The sequence below is a fragment of the Pseudomonas sp. PvP025 genome (assembly GCF_017832155.1).
Lineage (GTDB): Bacteria > Pseudomonadota > Gammaproteobacteria > Pseudomonadales > Pseudomonadaceae > Aquipseudomonas.
This window is the reverse complement of record NZ_JAFIBJ010000001.1, coordinates 1,775,661-1,793,712: the sequence shown is the minus strand read 5'-3', so window position 1 is coordinate 1,793,712 and position 18,052 is coordinate 1,775,661. Positions and strand designations below refer to the sequence as shown.

General features: G+C 64.3%; 11 protein-coding genes. 7 read left to right on the top strand and 4 right to left on the bottom strand.

Going from position 1 to position 18,052, the window contains the following annotated elements; all coding sequences use genetic code 11:
* The first annotated feature begins 1 nt into the window (after position 1).
* The 4 genes from JOE32_RS07210 (at position 2) to uvrA (ending at position 8,820) form a co-directional block, all read left to right on the top strand.
* The gene (locus tag JOE32_RS07210) at positions 2–1,417 is read left to right on the top strand and encodes a DNA polymerase Y family protein (protein WP_209982729.1); all 1,416 of its coding nucleotides are present in this window, start codon (positions 2–4) and stop codon (positions 1,415–1,417) included.
* Positions 1,393–4,485, top strand: coding sequence for an error-prone DNA polymerase (locus JOE32_RS07205; RefSeq protein ID WP_209982727.1), 3,093 nt, complete (start codon positions 1,393–1,395; stop codon positions 4,483–4,485). The genes JOE32_RS07210 and JOE32_RS07205 overlap by 25 nt, the downstream gene beginning before the upstream one ends.
* Before the next feature lie 106 nt (positions 4,486–4,591).
* The gene (locus JOE32_RS07200; protein ID WP_209982725.1) at positions 4,592–6,304 is read left to right on the top strand and encodes an ATP-binding protein; all 1,713 of its coding nucleotides are present in this window, start codon (positions 4,592–4,594) and stop codon (positions 6,302–6,304) included.
* Positions 6,301–8,820 carry an excinuclease ABC subunit UvrA gene (gene uvrA / locus JOE32_RS07195; RefSeq protein ID WP_209982723.1) on the top strand — a complete coding sequence of 840 codons (2,520 nt, stop codon included), beginning with the start codon at positions 6,301–6,303 and terminating at the stop codon, positions 8,818–8,820. The genes JOE32_RS07200 and uvrA overlap by 4 nt, the downstream gene beginning before the upstream one ends.
* Before the next feature lie 204 nt (positions 8,821–9,024).
* Here the strand turns inward: uvrA and tkt are convergent, their stop codons facing one another.
* Positions 9,025–11,079: a transketolase gene (gene tkt, locus JOE32_RS07190; protein ID WP_209982721.1), complete on the bottom strand. Its 2,055-nt coding sequence runs from the start codon at positions 11,077–11,079 to the stop codon at positions 9,025–9,027.
* Between the two features lie 173 nt (positions 11,080–11,252).
* Between tkt and JOE32_RS07185 the strand changes: the two genes are divergently transcribed.
* Positions 11,253–11,477: a DUF465 domain-containing protein gene (locus JOE32_RS07185; RefSeq protein ID WP_209982719.1), complete on the top strand. Its 225-nt coding sequence runs from the start codon at positions 11,253–11,255 to the stop codon at positions 11,475–11,477.
* A gap of 30 nt (positions 11,478–11,507) precedes the next feature.
* On the opposite strand, the gene JOE32_RS07180 is transcribed toward JOE32_RS07185, so the two are convergent.
* Complete coding sequence (locus tag JOE32_RS07180; protein WP_209982717.1) at positions 11,508–12,881, bottom strand: VOC family protein; 1,374 nt, start codon at positions 12,879–12,881, stop codon at positions 11,508–11,510.
* Between the two features lie 195 nt (positions 12,882–13,076).
* Here JOE32_RS07180 and JOE32_RS07175 point away from each other — a divergent pair, with 195 nt between their 5' ends.
* Positions 13,077–15,713: a glucosidase gene (locus tag JOE32_RS07175; protein ID WP_209982715.1), complete on the top strand. Its 2,637-nt coding sequence runs from the start codon at positions 13,077–13,079 to the stop codon at positions 15,711–15,713.
* 31 nt (positions 15,714–15,744) lie between these two features.
* On the opposite strand, the gene JOE32_RS07170 is transcribed toward JOE32_RS07175, so the two are convergent.
* Both JOE32_RS07170 and JOE32_RS07165 read right to left on the bottom strand, forming a co-directional pair.
* A complete protein-coding gene (locus JOE32_RS07170) occupies positions 15,745–16,059 on the bottom strand; it encodes an SCP2 sterol-binding domain-containing protein (RefSeq protein WP_209982712.1) in 315 nt (104 codons plus the stop codon).
* Positions 16,060–16,115: 56 nt separating this feature from the next.
* A complete protein-coding gene (locus tag JOE32_RS07165; protein ID WP_209982710.1) occupies positions 16,116–16,826 on the bottom strand; it encodes a histidine phosphatase family protein in 711 nt (236 codons plus the stop codon).
* A gap of 195 nt (positions 16,827–17,021) precedes the next feature.
* Between JOE32_RS07165 and sohB the strand changes: the two genes are divergently transcribed.
* Positions 17,022–18,047 carry a protease SohB gene (gene sohB, locus JOE32_RS07160; RefSeq protein ID WP_209982707.1) on the top strand — a complete coding sequence of 342 codons (1,026 nt, stop codon included), beginning with the start codon at positions 17,022–17,024 and terminating at the stop codon, positions 18,045–18,047.
* The last annotated feature ends 5 nt before the right edge of the window (positions 18,048–18,052 follow it).

Below are 18,052 nucleotides of genomic sequence, written 5' to 3'. Positions count from 1 at the left end.
CATGCGCTGGGTGTGTATTGTCTTCCCGCAATTGGCGCTGGACGGGGTGCAGCGTCTGCATCCCGAGCCGGACCAACCGCTGGTGCTGCTGGCGGGCACGCCGCAGCGCCGCGTCGTGCAAACGGCCAATGCCGCCGCGCGCGCCTTGGGCTTGCGCCCCGGTCAGTCGCTGACGGCCGCCCATGCGCTGAGCAAAACCTTTGCCAGCGCCGAGTACGACCCGGTTCAAATCGAACACTGGCAACAGTTTCTCGCGGCCTGGGCCTACCGTTTCAGTTCCCAGGTCAGTGTGTTTTATCCGCGTGCGCTGCTGTTCGAGATCGAGTCGAGCCTGGGCCTGTTCGGGCCCTGGCCGCAGTTCGAGGCGCGCTTGCGCAAGGAACTCACCGAACTGGGGTTTCGCCACCGCATCGTCGCCGCCCCCAACCCGGCGGCGGCGCGGGTGCTGGCGAACCTCTACGATGGCCTGGCCGTGGCCGATGACAGCGCCTTGCTGCACGCCCTGGCGCCGCTGCCCATCGACCGTGCAGGCCTGAACCCGCAGGCCGCCACCGCCTTGTCGCGCATGGGCCTGCGCACGCTGGCCCAGGTGCAGGCGCTGCCCCGGCATACCCTGGCGCGGCGCTTTGACGCCGGGCTGCTGCAGCACCTGGATACATTGACCGGGCAGCGCCCCCTGGCCCTGGCCTTCTATCAGCCGCCGGACCAGTTCGATGCGCGTATCGAATTGAATTTCGACGTGCACTCCCACCAGGCGCTGCTGTTTCCCTTGCGCCGCCTGACCGGCGATCTATCAGCCTTCCTCTGCGGTCGCGACAGCGGCGTGCAACGGTTCGACCTGCACCTGGAACACGCCCAGGCGCCGGACAGCGTGATCAAGGTCGGCCTGCTCAGCGCCGAGCGCGAACCGGCGATGCTGTTCGAGCTGGCTCGCGGGCGGCTTGAGCAGGTGCAGGTTACCGCGCCGGTACGCGGCTTTCGCCTGGTGGCCGAGGACCTGCCGTTGTTCGTGCCCCAGCGCCAGGACCTGTTCGACGACCGCCCGCAACAAACCCTGCCGTGGGAACAGTTGCGCGAACGCCTGCGCGCGCGCCTGGGGGATGAGGCGGTGCAGGGCCTGCGTTTTCATGCCGATCACCGCCCCGAATGTGCCTGGCAGGCGGTGGTCGACAAACACCCCTGCCCACCCCTGAACAAGGTGCAACGCCCCGGCTGGCTGCTGCGCGAACCAACCCTGCTGGCCGAGCAGGGGGTGCAGATTCTGATGGGCCCGGAACGCATCGAATCCGGCTGGTGGGACGGCGCCGACATCCGCCGCGACTACTACCTGATCCAGACCCGCGCCGGTCAGCAGGGCTGGGCCTACCGCAGCGTGGGGCAAAGCGACGGGTTATGGCTGCAAGGCTGGTTTGCATGAACTACGCCGAACTGCACTGCCTGTCCAACTTCAGCTTCCAGCGCGGCGCCTCGAGTGCGCTGGAGTTGTTCGAGCGTGCCAAACAACAGGGTTACCGCGCGCTGGCGATCACCGATGAGTGCACCTTGTCGGGCATCGTGCGGGCCTGGCAGGCGGCGAAGGCGGTGGAGGTGCCGCTGATCATCGGCAGCGAGATGCGCATCGAAAACGGCCCGAGACTGGTGTTGCTGGTGCAGGACCTCATCGGTTACCAGCACCTGTGCCGGCTGATCACCCTGGCCCGGCGGCGTGCCGAAAAGGGCGGTTATCGCCTGCTGCGGGAGGACTTCGACACACCGTTTTCCGGCCTGCTGGCGCTGTGGGTGGCCGAAGACGGCAATACCCAGGCCGATATCCAATGGCTGCGCCGCACCTTCGTCGACGGCCTGTGGCTGGCGGTGCACCTGCACTGCGGCCAGGACGATGCGCGCCATCTGGAGCAGCGCCTGCAACTGGCCGCCAGCCTGCACATCCCGGCGGTGGCCTGTGGCGATGTGCACATGCATGCGCGCGGTCGCCGGGCCCTGCAAGACACCATGACCGCCATCCGCCATCACGTACCGGTGGCCGAAGCCGGCACGCGCCTGCACCCCAATGGCGAACGCCACCTGCGCAGCCGCGAGGTCCTGGCCGCGCTGTACCCCCAGGCCTTGCTCGACGAAACCCTGGCCATCGCCCGCCGCTGCACCTTCGACCTCGGCCAGTTGCGCTACCACTATCCGCGCGAGCTGGTGCCCGACGGCCACAGCGCCAAGAGCTGGCTGCGTACCCTCACCGAAGAAGGCATTGCCCGGCGCTGGCCCCAGGGCGTCGAGGCCGGCACCCTGGAGCAGATCAACATCGAGCTGGCGCTGATCAGCGAGCTGGGCTACGAAAGCTACTTCCTCACGGTGCACGACATCGTACGTTTCGCCCGCAGCCGTTCGATCCTGTGCCAGGGGCGCGGCTCCGCGGCCAATTCGGCGGTGTGCTTTGCCCTGGGCATCACCGAAATCGACCCGAGCCTGACCCGGCTGCTGTTCGAGCGCTTCCTGTCCAGGGAGCGCAACGAACCGCCGGACATAGACGTCGACTTCGAGCACGAACGCCGCGAGGAGGTGCTGCAATACGTGTTCCAACGCTACGGGCGTGCCCGCGCGGCGTTGACGGCGGTGGTCAGCAGTTATCACGCGGCCGGCGCAGTGCGCGATGTGGCCAAGGCCCTGGGCTTGCCCGCCGACCAGATCAACGCGCTGGCCGAGTGCTGCGGGCGCTGGAGTGATGATGCGCCACCGCTGGCACGCCTGCGTGAAAGCGGCTTCGACCCGGACAGCCCGATCCTGCGCCGGGTGCTCACGCTGACCCAACAGTTGATCGGCTTTCCCCGGCACCTGTCCCAGCACCCCGGCGGCTTCGTGATTTCCGAACATCCGCTGGACACCCTGGTGCCGGTGGAAAACGCGGCCATGGCCGAGCGCACCATCATCCAGTGGGACAAGGACGACCTCGACGCCGTGGGCCTGCTCAAGGTGGATATCCTCGCCCTGGGCATGCTCAGCGCGATCCGTCGCTGCTTCGACCTGCTGCGCCGCCACCGCAACCGGGACCTGACGCTGGCGTCGATCCCCAAGGAAGACCCGGCCACCTACGCGATGATCAGCAAGGCCGACACCATCGGTGTGTTCCAGATCGAGTCGCGGGCGCAGATGTCGATGTTGCCCAGGCTCAAGCCGCAGACGTTTTACGACCTGGTGATTGAAGTCGCCATCGTACGGCCCGGGCCGATTCAGGGCGGCATGGTGCATCCGTATCTGCGTCGGCGTAATAAAGAAGAACCCACGACTTATCCGTCGCCTGCCTTAGAAGAGGTGCTGGAACGCACTCTGGGCATCCCGCTGTTCCAGGAACAGGTGATGCAGATCGCCATGGTCGCCGCCGACTACAGCCCCGGCGAGGCCGACCAGTTGCGCCGTTCCATGGCTGCCTGGAAACGCCATGGCGGGCTGGAGCCCCATCAGGAACGCCTGCGCACCGGCATGATGAAGAACGGCTACACCGAAGCCTTTGCCGCGCAGATCTTCGAGCAGATCAAGGGCTTTGGCAGCTATGGTTTTCCCGAATCCCACGCGGCCAGCTTTGCCCTGCTGACCTACGCCAGTTGCTGGCTCAAGTGCCATGAGCCGGCGGCGTTCGCCTGTGCGCTGATCAACAGCTGGCCTATGGGTTTCTACAGCCCGGACCAGATCCTGCAGGACGCACGCCGCCATCGCCTGCAGATCCGCCCGGTGGACGTGCTCGCCAGTGACTGGGATTGCAGCCTGGAGCCCATCGACGGCCAGCAACCGGCGATTCGCCTGGGGCTGCGCATGATCTCGGGGTTTCGCGAAGACGACGCGCGGCGCATCGAGGCCGCGCGCGGGCGTCGTGTGTTCGGCGACATTGCCGACCTCGACGAGCGGGCCGGGCTGGATTCGCGTGCCCAGGCCCTGCTGGCCGATGCCGGTGCATTACGTGCGCTGGCCGGCAACCGGCACCAGGCGCGCTGGGACGTGGCCGGGGTGCATAAACAGCTGGGGCTGTTTGCCGGCCTGCCCGGCGCCGACGCAACCCCGGTGGCATTGCCCGCGCCAACGTTGGGCGAAGACCTGTACGCCGACTACGCCACCCTCGGCACCACCCTGGGCCCGCACCCGCTGGCCTTGCTGCGCGCGGAGTTGCGCAAGCGGCGTTGTCGCAGTTCCCGCGAGCTGGCGACGGTGGAGCATGGGCGCAACGTCAGTGTGGCGGGGCTGGTCACGGGGCGGCAAAGGCCCGGCACTGCCAGCGGCGTGACCTTCGTCACCCTGGAAGATGAATTCGGCAACCTCAATGTGGTGGTCTGGCGCGACCTCGCCGAGCGCCAGCGCCAGGCCCTGGTGGGTTCGCGCCTGCTCAAGGTGGATGGGCGCTGGGAGGCGGTGGGCGAAGTGCGGCACCTGATCGCCGGGCGTCTCACCGACCTCACGCCGCTGCTGGACGGCATCCATGTGCGCAGCCGGGATTTCCATTGAAGCCGTTGATTGCATAGTGTTTGCGCCCTAAATAAGTCCGGATGAAACCATCTACAACTGGCATGCTCCAAACCTTGCAAACGTCCTCTTTGTGCAGAGCCCAACCATGCAATTTTTATCCAACCCCCATGACTGTGAAGGCTGGGCCGGTGAAATGGCCCAACGCATTCGCGCGTTCGACTGGTCGAACACCGACCTGGGGCCGCTCGACGAATGGTCGACCAGTCTGGCTTGCACGGTGCAGATGATGCTCGCATCTCCCGTGCCGATGGTGATGCTGTGGGGGCGGGCGGGTTACATGATCTACAACGACAGCTATTCGGTGTTCGCCGGCGGGCGCCATCCCTACCTGCTAGGCACGCCGGTGGAGCAGGGCTGGCCGGAAGTGGCCGAGTTCAACCGGCATGTGGTGGACACCTGCCTGGCCGGCGGCACCCTGTCGTTCAACAACAAGGAACTGGTGCTGTCGCGTCACGGCAGGCCCGAAACCCTGTGGCTCGACCTTTATTACAGCCCGGTTGCCGGCGACAACCAGCAACCGGCCGGGGTGTTGGCGATTGTGGTGGAGACCACCGAACTGGTGAAGTCCGAGCGGGTGCGCCAGGAGCTCACCCACAACCTTGAGCAGCGCGTCGCCGCCGAAGTGCAGGCGCGTTCGACCGCCGAGGAACAGTTGCGCCAGTCGCAGAAACTCGAAGCCATCGGCGGCCTGACCGGCGGCGTGGCCCACGACTTTAACAATCTGCTGCAAGTGATCGCCGGCAACCTGCACCTGCTGGCCCGGCATGAGCCGGATAACCCTCAGGTACAGCGCCGCGTCACGGCGGCCATCGCCGCCGTGGAGCGGGGCGCCAAGCTGTCCTCGCAATTGCTCGCGTTTGCCCGTCGTCAGCCGCTGTCGCCGGCGGTGTACAACCCTTTGCGCATTTATGAAAGCCTCGGCGAGCTGTTGCAGCGTGCGCTGGGTGAAACCATCCATATCGATGTGCAACTGCCGCGCGACCCGTGGCGCATTCACGTCGACCGCAACCAGCTGGAAAATGCCCTGCTCAATCTGGCGATCAACGCGCGGGACGCCATGAAAGGCGAAGGCGTGATTCGCATCAGTGGCGAAAACATCATCCTCAATCCCAAGGATTGCGTGGGCAAAAGCATCAGCCCCGGCGAGTACGTGCGCCTGTCGGTGAGCGACACCGGGGTGGGCATGTCACCGGCGATCCAGGCCAAGGTGTTCGAACCGTTCTTCACCACCAAGCGCGACGGCCACGGCACCGGGCTGGGCTTGAGCATGGTGTTCGGCTTTGTGCGCCAAAGCGGCGGGCATGTCGACGTGTGCAGCGCCGAAGGCAAGGGCACCGTGGTGCAGTTGTATTTCCCGCGCAGCCTTGGTGAGGAATGCGGGGAGTCGGTGGATGAGCCCGTGGAGACTGTCGGCGGCCAGGAAACCATCCTGGTGGTCGAGGATAACGAAGGCGTGCGCCTCACCGTGGTGGAAGTGCTCGAACAGTCGGGCTACACCGTGCTCACCGCCGACGACGGCGACCAGGCCATGCAAAAGCTGCAAACCGGCCTGCAACCGGAACTGATCTTTACCGACGTGGTGATGCCGGGCCGGGTCAAAAGTACCGACCTGGCCGACTGGGCTCGCCAGCAACAGCCGCCGGTGCCGGTGCTGTTCACCTCCGGCCACACCCGCGACATTCTCTCCAGCAACCACCTGCTGAGCCCCGACATTCATCTGCTGAGCAAGCCCTACAGCCCCGAAGCCCTCACGCTACGGGTGCGCAGCATGCTTACCGCACGACAAGGTTGCCAATGACTTCACCGCGCAGCATTCCCCCGATCTCCGTCCAACGCCCAGGTTTCGTCCGGGTACGCGGCGCCCGCGAACACAACCTGCGCAACGTCGACGTGGATATTCCACGGGATGCCCTGGTGGTGTTTACCGGCGTGTCAGGTTCCGGCAAGTCGTCACTGGCGTTTTCCACGGTGTATGCCGAGGCCCAGCGCCGTTATTTCGAGTCGGTGGCGCCTTATGCGCGGCGCCTGATCGATCAGGTCGGCGTGCCGGACGTGGATTCCATCGAAGGCCTGCCGCCGGCCGTGGCCCTGCAACAACAGCGCGGCACGCCGAGCGCGCGTTCCTCGGTGGGCAGTGTGACCACCTTGTCGAGCCTGATCCGCATGCTGTATTCGCGCGCCGGCAGCTACCCGCCGGGCCAGGCGATGCTGTATGCCGAGGACTTTTCGCCGAACCTGCCCCAGGGCGCCTGCCCGGAGTGCCATGGCCTGGGCCGCGTGTATGAGGTGACCGAGGCGCTGATGGTGCCCGATCCCTCATTGACGATCCGCCAGCGTGCGGTGGCCGCCTGGCCGTTGGCGTGGCAGGGCCAGAACCTGCGCGACATCCTCGTGACCCTGGGCTATGACGTCGATATCCCCTGGCGCGACCTGCCGAAAAAGCAGCGTGACTGGATCCTCTTCACCGAAGAAACCCCGACGGTGCCGGTGTACGCCGGCTTCACCCCGGCGCAGACCCGCGACGCGTTGAAGCGCAAGCTGGAGCCGAGTTACCAGGGCACATTCAGCGGTGCGCGGCGCTATATCCTGCACACCTTCAGTCACACCCAAAGCGCGCTGATGAAAAAGCGCGTGTCGCAGTTCATGCAAGGCAGCGCCTGCCCGCTGTGCGAGGGCAAGCGCCTGACGCGTGCGGCGCTGTCGGTGAAATTTGCCGGGGTGGATATCGGCGAGTTGTCGCAGCTGTCTCTTTCGCAACTGGCCGAACTGTTGCGCCCGGTGGCGGCAGGGCAGGACCGCATGAAGTTGTCGGTGGAGAAACGCCTGGCCGCGCAACGCATCGCCCAGGACCTGCTCGAACGGGTCAGCACCTTGATCGACCTGGGCCTGGGTTACCTGTCCCTGGAGCGCAGCACGCCGACCCTGTCGTCCGGCGAGTTGCAGCGTTTGCGCCTGGCCACGCAATTGGGCTCGCAGTTGTTCGGCGTGATCTATGTGCTGGACGAGCCCTCGGCGGGCCTGCACCCGGCCGATGGCGAGGCGCTGTTCACCGCGCTCGAGCGCCTGAAAGCCGCCGGCAATTCGCTGTTCGTGGTGGAGCATGACCTGGAAACCATGCGCCGCGCCGACTGGCTGATCGACGTGGGCCCGGCCGCCGGCGAACACGGCGGGCAAGTGCTGTACAGCGGCCCGCCGGCCGGGCTGGCGCACGTGCAGGCTTCGCAGACCCGCGCGTACCTGTTTGCCGAAGGGCAGGCGTTGCCCTCGACGCGCCGTGAGCCCGCCCAGTGGTTGCAGCTGGAAGGGGTGACGCGCAACAACCTCAATGACGTGAAGGTGGATTTCCCGTTGGGCTGTTTCACGGCGGTGACCGGTATTTCCGGCTCGGGCAAATCCAGCCTGGTCAGCCAGGCGCTGCTGGACCTGGTGGGCAGCGGCCTCGGCAGCCGGGTGGTCAATGACGAAGAACCCAGCCTGGAGGACGACGCCCCGCAAACCAGTGGCGGGCACATCCGCTCCGGGCTCGAGCATATCCGTCGGCTGGTGCAGGTGGACCAGAAACCCATCGGCCGTACGCCGCGTTCCAATCTGGCAACCTACACCGGGCTGTTCGACAACGTGCGCAAACTGTTTGCCGCCACGCCGGCGGCCACGAAGCACGGTTATGACGCGGGACAGTTCTCGTTCAACGTCGCCAAGGGCCGTTGCCCGCAGTGCGAGGGTGAAGGGTTTGTCAGCGTTGAGTTGCTGTTCATGCCCAGCGTGTACGCGCCATGCCCGACCTGTCACGGTGCGCGCTACAACCCCGAGACCCTGGCGATCAAATGGCAAGGCCTGAGCATCGCCCAGGTGCTGGGGCTGACGGTGGAACAGGCGGTCGAGGTGTTCGCCGAGCAACCTGCTGTGCTGCGTTCACTGCAGGTGCTGCGCGATATCGGTTTGGGCTACTTGCGCCTGGGTCAGCCGGCGACCGAGCTGTCCGGTGGCGAAGCGCAACGCATCAAGCTCGCCACCGAGCTGCAACGCAATGCCCGGGGCGCGACCTTGTATGTGCTCGACGAGCCGACCACCGGATTGCATCCCCGCGACGTCGACCGCTTGCTCAGCCAGCTCAATCAACTGGTGGACGCAGGGCACACGGTGGTTGTGGTGGAGCATGAAATGCGCGTAGTGGCCCAGAGCGACTGGGTGATCGACATCGGGCCGGGGGCCGGCGATGAGGGCGGCACCGTGGTTGCCTGTGGCACGCCGCAAAAGGTCGCCAGGAGCAAGAAAAGCCGCACCGCGCCGTTTCTGGCGCGCGAGCGGGTCTAACAACCAGGGAAGGTCACTTGTGAGAGGGTGTTGGGTCAGTTGGATGTGTGTTTGGGCTTCTTGAGTAAATCTCAGGTGATCCCGAACCTGTGCGGCCACCTTCGGCCAATGTGGGAGGGGGCTTGCTCCCGATAGCGGTGGGTCAGTCAATGCAGATGTTGACTGTGACACCGCCATCGGGAGCAAGCCCCTCCCACAGGTGGATCAGTGTTGATTCAGCTGGATTTGCTGCTTGGCCTGCTTGACCACATTTTCCACGGTGAAGCCGAACTTCTCCTGCAGTTTGGCCAGTGGGGCCGAGGCGCCGAAGCTGTTCATCACCACTTTGGCGCCGGTCTGCCCGACATAGCGGTCCCAGCCCAGCGGGCCGGCCTGTTCCACCACCACGCGGGCTTTCACCGCGGGCGGCAAGACGCTGTCGCGGTAGGCCTGGTCCTGGTCTTCGAACAGTTCCCAACTGGGCATCGAGACGACCTGCGCGGCAATCCCTTCACCCTTGAGCTGTTCATACGCCGCCACCGCCAGGCTCACTTCACTGCCCGTCGCCAACAGCAGCACTTGAGGTTGCTCGGCACCCGCCAGCACATAGGCACCCTTGGCCGCGCCGCTGGCGGCTGCGTACTTCGTACGGTCCAGGGTCGGCAGCGGCTGGCGCGAGAGCACCACACAACTGGGCCGATGGGTTTGCGCCAGCGCCACTTTCCACACTTCCAGGGTTTCATTTGCATCGCCCGGGCGCAGGGTCAGCAGTCCCGGTGTGGCGCGCAGTTGGGTCAGGTGCTCGATGGGCTGGTGAGTGGGGCCGTCTTCGCCCACGCCGATCGAGTCATGGGTAAACACGAACACCACCGGCAGTTCCATGATCGCCGCCAGGCGGATCGGCGGTTTCATGTAGTCGCTGAACACCAGGAAGGTCGAGGTGTACGGCCGCAGGTAGGACAGCGCCATACCGTTGGCAATCGCGCCCATGGCGTGTTCGCGGATGCCGAAGTGCAGGTTGCGCCCGCTATAGTCATCGGCGCTGAAACGCCCGGCGCCGTCGAAGGTGAGGTTGGTCTTGGTCGAAGGCGACAAATCCGCCGAACCGCCGAGCAGCCAGGGAATCTGCTGGGCGAAGGCGTTCAGCACCTCGCCACCGGCGGCGCGGCTGGCCACGCCCTTGGCGTCGGCCGCATAGTCGGGCAGTTGCGCCTGCCACTGCGCGGGCATTTCGCCGGCGCGCATGCGCTGCAGTTCATCGGCCAGTTGCGGGTCGAGGCGCGACAGGGTCTGGTTCCACTGCGCAAACAAAGGCTCGGCACGCTCTTGCAGCGCGTCACGCAATACCGTACGCGCGACTTCGGGCACCAGGAAGCTGGAATCTTCCGGCCAGCCGTAGGCCGCCTTGGTCAGGCGAATTTCGTCGTCACCCAACGGCTCGCCGTGGGCCGCTGCGGTGTTGTGTTTGTGCGGCGAGCCGTAGCCGATCACGCTGTCCACCACAATAAGGGTCGGCGCGCCGGTGTTGGCCTGGAAGGTGGTCAATGCGTCGCTCAATGCCTGCAAATCATTGGCATCGGTGACGTGCAGGGTGTGCCAGCCATAGGCCTGGAAGCGTTTGATCACGTCTTCGCTGAACGCCAGTTCCGTGTGGCCTTCGATGCTGATGGTGTTGTTGTCGTAGATCCAGCACAGGTTATCCAGCTTCAAGTGGCCGGCCATCGACGCGGCTTCGCTGCTGATGCCTTCCATCATGTCGCCGTCGCCGCACAGGGTGTAGACGTTGTAATCGAACAGCACCTGACCGTCGCGGTTGAAGCGCTTGGCCAGCCAGCGCTCGGCCATCGCCATGCCGACGCTGTTGGCGCAGCCCTGGCCGAGCGGGCCGGTGGTGGTCTCCACGCCAGTGGTCATGCGGTACTCGGGGTGCCCTGGGGTTTTGGAACTCATCTGCCGGAACTGCTTGATATCGTCCAGGCTGATTGCCGGCTGGCCGCTGCGCTTGCCGTGGGCGTCGATCTCGACCACACCGGCCAGGTGCAACAGCGAATACAGCAGCATCGACGCATGGCCCACCGACAGCACAAAGCGGTCGCGGTTGGGCCAGTCCGGGTGCTCGGGGTGATAGCGCAGGAATCGACTCCACAGCGTATACCCCACCGGCGCCAGGCCCATGGGCGTGCCCGGATGGCCGGAGTTGGCCTTCTGCACAGCGTCCATGGCCAGGGTGCGGAGGGTGTTGATGCATTGGGTGTCGACAGCGGTGGCAGCGTGATTCATGAACCGGTCTCCCTTGGGTGGCGATCTACAGTGGAGGGCAGCTCAGCGCAAAGGTTTGATCCCATCCTTCGCGCCGCGACGAACGGAACCGATGGGCTTGAAACATGACAAGCGCGTCAGGAATGGGCTAGTTTCAAAGGCGTAAGCCATTGATCAACGTGCGGAGGTAGGCCATGCCAGTTAAACACGACCTGTATCAGGACCTGGGGATGAGCAAGGACGACGTTCACAAACACAGGGCGAACGATAAACGGCTGGACGCGCTGCTCACTCGCTATGACGCCGCCGACAAGGACGTGCTGGAGGCGGAAAAAGCCAGTGCCAACGATGAGGATGTAGAGAAGCTCAAGAAGAAACGCCTGTTGATCAAGGACGAGATCAGCGGCCGCCTGAGCTGAATGCCAACGGCTGTAGGAGCACGCTTGCTCCTACAGCAATGCCTGGGTGCAGGCGTCGATGGAACGCTGCTGCGTCTGTGCATACAACTGCAATTCATCGATTGTCCTGCACCCCAGCGCCTGCTCGAACTCGGCCTGGTTCGAGTTCGCCGCATAGTGACTCTGCGCCGCATCCCCCAAATTCGACTGGAAAATCCCCGCCGCACTCACCGGCAGAAAATCCTCATACACCAAGGGTTCAATCGCCACATGGCCGGCGCGCAAAAGTGCCTCCAGCGTGTGCGGCCGGTCGGCCTGGCCGCGTGCTGCCAGGCCCTGCTCGGTGGCGAAATAACGAAAATAGGCCAGGCCCTGTTCACGCATCAGCCCATGATCGTCGGGGAACGCCTGGAAGTGCTGTGCCATCAACTGCGTGTAGCGCCCGGCGTTGGCCTCGTTGGGAAAGGCACCCAGTTCCTCGCGCGCGGCGTTCAGCAGTTGGTCGTACAGCGCGCGGCCCTTGGGGGTGAGGGCGACGCCGCGTTGTTCGATTTCGCCGAAGCGCGCGCTGTGGCTGCCGTGGGCATCGGTGAAGGCGATGGGTTCGTCCAGCGCCTTGAAGCTGGTCTGGCGCAGCAGGATCGGGCAGCGGCGGCGCGGCGGTCCTTCGATCACCGCCTTGGGCGTGATGCCTTTGCCGGGCATCGCGGCCTGCACCTGGTCGATGTCCAGGGTGCGCGGGGTCAGGTGATTGATGTGCGGGCCCTTGAAGGCCACCACATCGGCGATCAGGCGGTGCTGGTCACTCAATTGCCGGTACTGCGCGCCGGTGACGGTAGCAGTGTGGTGCCAGCGAAAAGTCTCCAGGGCCTGGCGGATGAATTCATCGGCCTGCGCGGCGTTGAGGCCGCCGTGTTGCTCGGCGTGTTCGATCAGCGCCAAAGCGCCCGGGGTGAAGATCGAACGTTTGGCCAGGGCGGTTTCGGCGAAGGCGCGCAGCTCGGGGTTTTCGATCAGTTCCAGGCGCAGCAGCGAGGTGAATACGCGGAACGGGCTGGTTTGCAACGCGCTTTCATGCACCGCACGAAACGCCGTGGAATGCACCGGCACCCCGGCCGGGGTCAGATCGTAGTAGCCCACCGGCTGCATGCCCATTACCGCGAATAGCCGGCGCAGGGTTGCCAGCTCGGCAGCCGTGCCCACACGAATGGCGCCGTGGCGTTCCATGTCCAGACGCTGGCGTTCGCCAGTGCGTTGCAGCTGTTGCGCCAGGCCCGGGTCGCTGTCGAGTACGCGGCGGTTGGTCTCGGCCACCAGCTCCAGCAGCGCGCCATAAAGCGGCACTTCATCGCGGTACATGTCGGACATGGCCCTGGAGAAACCTTTGCGAATGTCGTCGGGGCTGACGTGGGCGGTGCTGGACATAGAAAAATTCCTGATGGCAGTGGCGATGAGCGTGGCCGTTCACGGGATTTTGTTGGGCGCGGGGTGCGCGTGCAAACGAAGAATCCTCAGGACTTCATTCTGCAAATGAATGAAAGGTGTCTTCCAAGTCTTCATGTGCATCCGCGCGCGGTTGGGCTCTACACTGCGTCTATCAGGCAGGCGACGGAGGACTCCATGACGGCCACACCCAATACCCGACTACGTGAAACGGTTGAAGGCCAGCGCCTGGCGACCGAGGATGCCGAGGATTGGCGCGCGTGGGGGCCGTATTTGAGTGAGCGCCAATGGGGCACGGTGCGCGAAGACTACAGCGCCGACGGCGATGCCTGGCGCTACTTCCCCCATGAACATGCGCGCAGCCGCGCCTACCGCTGGGGCGAGGATGGCCTGGCCGGTTTCAGTGACAGGGCGCAGCGCTGGTGCCTGGGCCTGGCGCTGTGGAACGAGCGCGATGTGATCCTCAAGGAGCGCCTGTTCGGCCTGAACAACGCCGAGGGCAACCACGGTGAGGACGTCAAGGAGCTGTACTTTTTCGTCGACGGCGTGCCGAGCCATGCCTATATGCGCATGCTCTACAAATACCCCCATGCAGCGTTTCCCTATGCCGACCTGATCAGCGAAAACGCGCGACGCGGGCTGGGTGATGCCGAGTATGAAATCCTCGACACCGGCGTGTTTGCAGACAACCGCTATTGCGACGTCAGCGTCGAGTACGCCAAGCATCAGCCGGACGATATTTGTATGCGCGTCACCGTGCACAACCGCGCCGAGCAGCCGACGCGCCTGCAGGTGCTGCCCCAGGTGTGGGCGCGCAACGACTGGAGCTGGACCGCTGACGCCGCCAAGCCGCAATTGAAACTCGACGGTGAGCGCGTGCTCGCGCGTCATCATGAATTGCCCGATTACCAGCTCGGCGCCTGGGGCCAGGACGGCGTGGAATGGCTGTTCTGCGAGAACGAAACCAACTACCCCAGGCTTGACGGGCAAGCCGCGCCCGGGCCGTTCAAGGATGGCATCAACGATTACGTGGTGGACGGTGTGCAGGCCGCCATTCGGCGTGACGCGGGCACCAAGGTCGCCGCGCGTTTCATCCTGGAGCTGGCGGGGCTGGAAAGCAAAACGGTCTACCTGCGCTTTGCGCCGGTGGGCGCGCCTGAGGTCAATGCGCGCAAGCTGTTCGACCAGCGCCGCGAGGAAACCGATGACTTCTACGCCGCCCTGCAACAGGGCCTCGTCGATGAAGACGCACGCAATGTGCAGCGTCAGGCCCTGGCCGGCCTGCTGTGGTCCAAGCAGCTCTATTATTTCGATGTGAACCAGTGGCTCGACGGCGACCCGGCCCAACCGGCGCCGCCGCCCGAGCGCTTGCACATTCGCAATACCCATTGGCGGCACTTGTCCAACTTCGACATCCTCTCAATGCCTGACACCTGGGAATACCCGTGGTACGCGTCCTGGGATCAGGGCTTCCAGGCGGTGGCGTTTGCCCTGATCGACCCGGGCTATGCCAAGCAACAACTGCTGCTGTTGGTGAAGGACCGCTTCATGCACCCCAATGGCCAGTTGCCGGCCTATGAGTGGCGTTTCGACGATGCCAACCCGCCGGTGCATGCCTGGGCCAGCTGGCGCGTGTATCAGCAGGACAAGGCGCTCACGGGCGTCGGCGATATGGATTTTCTCGAGCGGATTTTCCACAAGCTGCTGCTGAATTTTTCCTGGTGGGTCAACCGCAAGGATGCCGAGGGGCGCAACCTGTTTCAGGGCGGGTTTCTGGGCCTGGACAACATTGCCTTGTTCGACCGCTCGGCGACGTTGCCACCGGGTTATCAACTGGATCAGGCCGATGGCACCGCGTGGGTGGCAGCCTATGCGCTGGACCTGATGCGCATCGGCCTGGAACTGGCCAGGCGCAATGCGGTGTACGTCGACATTGCGGTGAAGTTCTTCGAGCACTTCCTGTATATCGCCGGCGCCATCAACCGCGTCGACGACAGCGCCGAAGGCCTGTGGGATGAGCAGGACCTGTTTTTCTACGACGTGTTGCACCGCCCCGATGGCCACAGCGAGCCGGTGCGCCTGCGCTCGATTGTCGGCCTGATGCCGCTGTTCGCCGTGCTGGTGCTGGAGCAGCGCGAGCATGAAGGCCTGGCGGGGTTGCGCGAACGGCTGTTGGGCTTTATGCATCACCGGCCTGATCTGGCCAGGCTGGTGTCGCGCTGGAATGAACCGGGGCAGGGCAATCGCCTGTTGCTGGCGTTGTTGCGCGGCGAGCGCACCAAGGACCTGCTGCGGCGCATGCTGGATGACGATGAGTTTCTCTCGGCGTTCGGCGTGCGCTCCTTGTCCAAAGCCTTCGCCGAGCAGCCGCTGGCGCTGCAGATGAATGGCGACAGCCTGAGCGCGCGCTATCAGCCCGGCGAATCCGATTCACGCCTGTACGGCGGTAATTCCAATTGGCGCGGGCCGGTGTGGATGCCGGTGAACTACATGCTGATCGAGTCGCTGCGCGAGTTTCATCGTTACTACGCGGATAATTTTTCGGTGGAGTACCCCACGGGGAGTGGTTATCTGGCGTCGATGGGGGAGGTCGCCGACAGCTTGAGTCAACGCTTGACGCGATTGTTTCTAAGGGATGAAAACGGCCTGCGGCCTTCGATGGCGGGGTATGCGCAGCTGGAGGCTGACCCGGCGAGTCGCGACCTGGTGCTGTTCCATGAGTATTTCCATGGAGAAACGGGGCGAGGCCTGGGGGCGTCGCATCAGACGGGGTGGAGCGCGTTGGTGGCGTTGTTGCTGCAACCGAAAAACTGATATGGGAGGGGCGAGCCCCTCCCACGGTTACTCAGGACGGGAACAATTCGCTCAGCTTCATGGCCAGCATCATGTCGCCTTCGGTGCGCAGCTTGCCGCCCATGAACGCCTGCATGCCGTCGGTGGAGCCGTCGACGATGCCTTCCAGGGTTTCGCTGTCCATCACCAGCGTGACCTGGGCGTCCGGGTTTTCGCCTTCCAGCAGTTCGCAGGTCTTGTCCTTGACCACCAGCGAGAAGTTCTTGGTGTCATCGATACGGAAACCGAACACCAGGTCCAGACCTTCGGCGGCGCTTGGGTTGAATTTGGCTTTCATTGCTGCTACGGCTTTGGCTACGTCAGTCATGGTTTCGATCCTTTAGGGTAGAGTCCAGTGACCTTGGGGTCACGGTGGGCCGCAGTTCATCGGAACGTGATGAGCTGCGGCGCCTTCAACAGTTGCAAGTGCGCATGACTGTTGAAGGAAGCCAGGGCCACCTCGCGACCGCGGAATTTCAGCTGGTTGAGCGAGGTGTTAACAATTTGCCAGTTCAGCTCGAAGGCCTGCGCGGCAGGCATTCGGGTGATCAGGTGGAGCAGGGCGGTGATGGTGCCGCCGGAGGTGAACACGGCGATCTTGTCGGCGTCGTCGGCCTTATCCAGCAGACGCTGCAGACCGCCCTGTACGCGCTCGACGAACCCCAGCCAGCTTTCCAGCCCCGGCGGGTCGTAAGTGCCGGCCAGCCAGCGGTCGATGATCAGCGCAAAGATGCGCTGGAACTCGCGGCGGTTTTGCGCGGCGTTGCGCAGGATGTCGAGGGCGTCGGGTTCTTCGCTCAACAGCTCGGGGAGCAGCGCGCGGATCACCGCTTCGGCGTCGAATTCATTGAATGCGCTGTCGGTTTCCACGGGCGGGACCGGCAAGCCGAGGGCGCTGAAGGATTCGAAGGTGGCGGTGGCAGTGTGCTGTTGGCGGCGCAGGTCACCGGCGATGCAGCGGTCGAAGGCAAGCCCCAGGTCGGCGAGATGACGACCGAGCACCTGCGCCTGTTCCACACCGATGGGCGACAGGACGTCATAGTCGTCTGCCCCGAAAGAGGCCTGGCCATGCCGAATCAGATAGATGCTGCCCACGTCCGTTTTCCTGGGTACGTTGAAACGTCCGACGAGGTTATGGGGATGCCCGGAAGCTGTCAATGGAAAAACATACGCTTGTTTTAAAAGGTAGTTGGAGGGCGGCTGCTGGCGGTTTGGGCACTGGTTTGCAGGCAGTGCCGCCGGTATGCTGGGGCCATCCGCGCCTGGCGCACTGCACTTGTAAGGAGAACCATGGATTTTCTGGCTGAATACGCGAGCTTTCTCGCAAAAACTGTCACCCTGGTGGTCGCGATTCTGGTCGTCCTGATCAGCTTCGCGGCGCTGCGCAGTAAAGGACGTCGCAAGTCCGCCGGCCAGTTGCAGGTCAGCAAGCTCAATGATTTCTACAAGGGGTTGCGTGAGCGCCTGGAGTCGTCCCTGCTTGACAAGGACCAGCTCAAGGCCCTGCGCAAGTCCGAAAGCAAAACCGAAAAGAAGAACAGCAAAAAGAAGCCAGAGGCCCGGCCCCGGGTGTTCGTGCTGGATTTCGATGGCGATATCAAGGCCTCGGCCACCGAGAGCCTGCGCCATGAAATCACCGCGTTGCTGAGCCTGGTCACGCCCGAGGACGAAGTGGTGCTGCGCCTGGAAAGCGGCGGCGGCATGGTGCACAGCTACGGCCTGGCCTCGTCGCAACTGGCGCGCATTCGCCAGGCGGGCGTGCCGTTGACCGTGTGCATCGACAAGATCGCGGCCAGCGGCGGCTACATGATGGCGTGCATTGGCGAGAAGATCATCAGCGCGCCGTTTGCCATCCTCGGCTCCATCGGTGTGGTCGCGCAGTTACCCAACGTCAACCGCCTGCTTAAAAAGCACGACATCGACTTTGAAGTGCTGACCGCCGGTGAATACAAGCGCACCCTCACGGTGTTCGGCGAAAACACCGAGAAAGGCCGGGAGAAGTTTCAGGAAGACCTGGATATCACCCACCAACTGTTCAAGAACTTCGTCTCGCGTTACCGCCCGCAGCTGTCAATCGATGACGTTGCCACCGGAGAGGTGTGGCTGGGCGTGGCGGCGCTGGACAAGCAACTGGTGGACGCGCTGCAGACCAGCGACGAATACCTGGCCACCAAGGCCAAGACGGCCGAGGTGTTCCACCTGCACTACGCCGAGCGCAAGAGCCTGCAGGAACGTGTGGGCCTGGCGGCCAGCGGTTCAGTGGACCGGGTGCTGCTGACGTGGTGGAGCCGCCTGACCCAACAGCGGTTCTGGTAAGACTG

Coding starts and splice junctions, on each gene's coding strand:
- JOE32_RS07210 (WP_209982729.1), top strand. CDS start 2: ATGCGCTGGGTGTGTATTGTCTTCCCGCAATTGGCGCTGGACGGGGTG.
- JOE32_RS07205 (WP_209982727.1), top strand. CDS start 1,393: ATGGCTGCAAGGCTGGTTTGCATGAACTACGCCGAACTGCACTGCCTG.
- JOE32_RS07175 (WP_209982715.1), top strand. CDS start 13,077: ATGACGGCCACACCCAATACCCGACTACGTGAAACGGTTGAAGGCCAG.
- JOE32_RS07180 (WP_209982717.1), bottom strand. CDS start 12,881: ATGTCCAGCACCGCCCACGTCAGCCCCGACGACATTCGCAAAGGTTTC.
- tkt (WP_209982721.1), bottom strand. CDS start 11,079: ATGAATCACGCTGCCACCGCTGTCGACACCCAATGCATCAACACCCTC.
- JOE32_RS07170 (WP_209982712.1), bottom strand. CDS start 16,059: ATGACTGACGTAGCCAAAGCCGTAGCAGCAATGAAAGCCAAATTCAAC.
- JOE32_RS07200 (WP_209982725.1), top strand. CDS start 4,592: ATGCAATTTTTATCCAACCCCCATGACTGTGAAGGCTGGGCCGGTGAA.
- sohB (WP_209982707.1), top strand. CDS start 17,022: ATGGATTTTCTGGCTGAATACGCGAGCTTTCTCGCAAAAACTGTCACC.
- JOE32_RS07185 (WP_209982719.1), top strand. CDS start 11,253: ATGCCAGTTAAACACGACCTGTATCAGGACCTGGGGATGAGCAAGGAC.
- uvrA (WP_209982723.1), top strand. CDS start 6,301: ATGACTTCACCGCGCAGCATTCCCCCGATCTCCGTCCAACGCCCAGGT.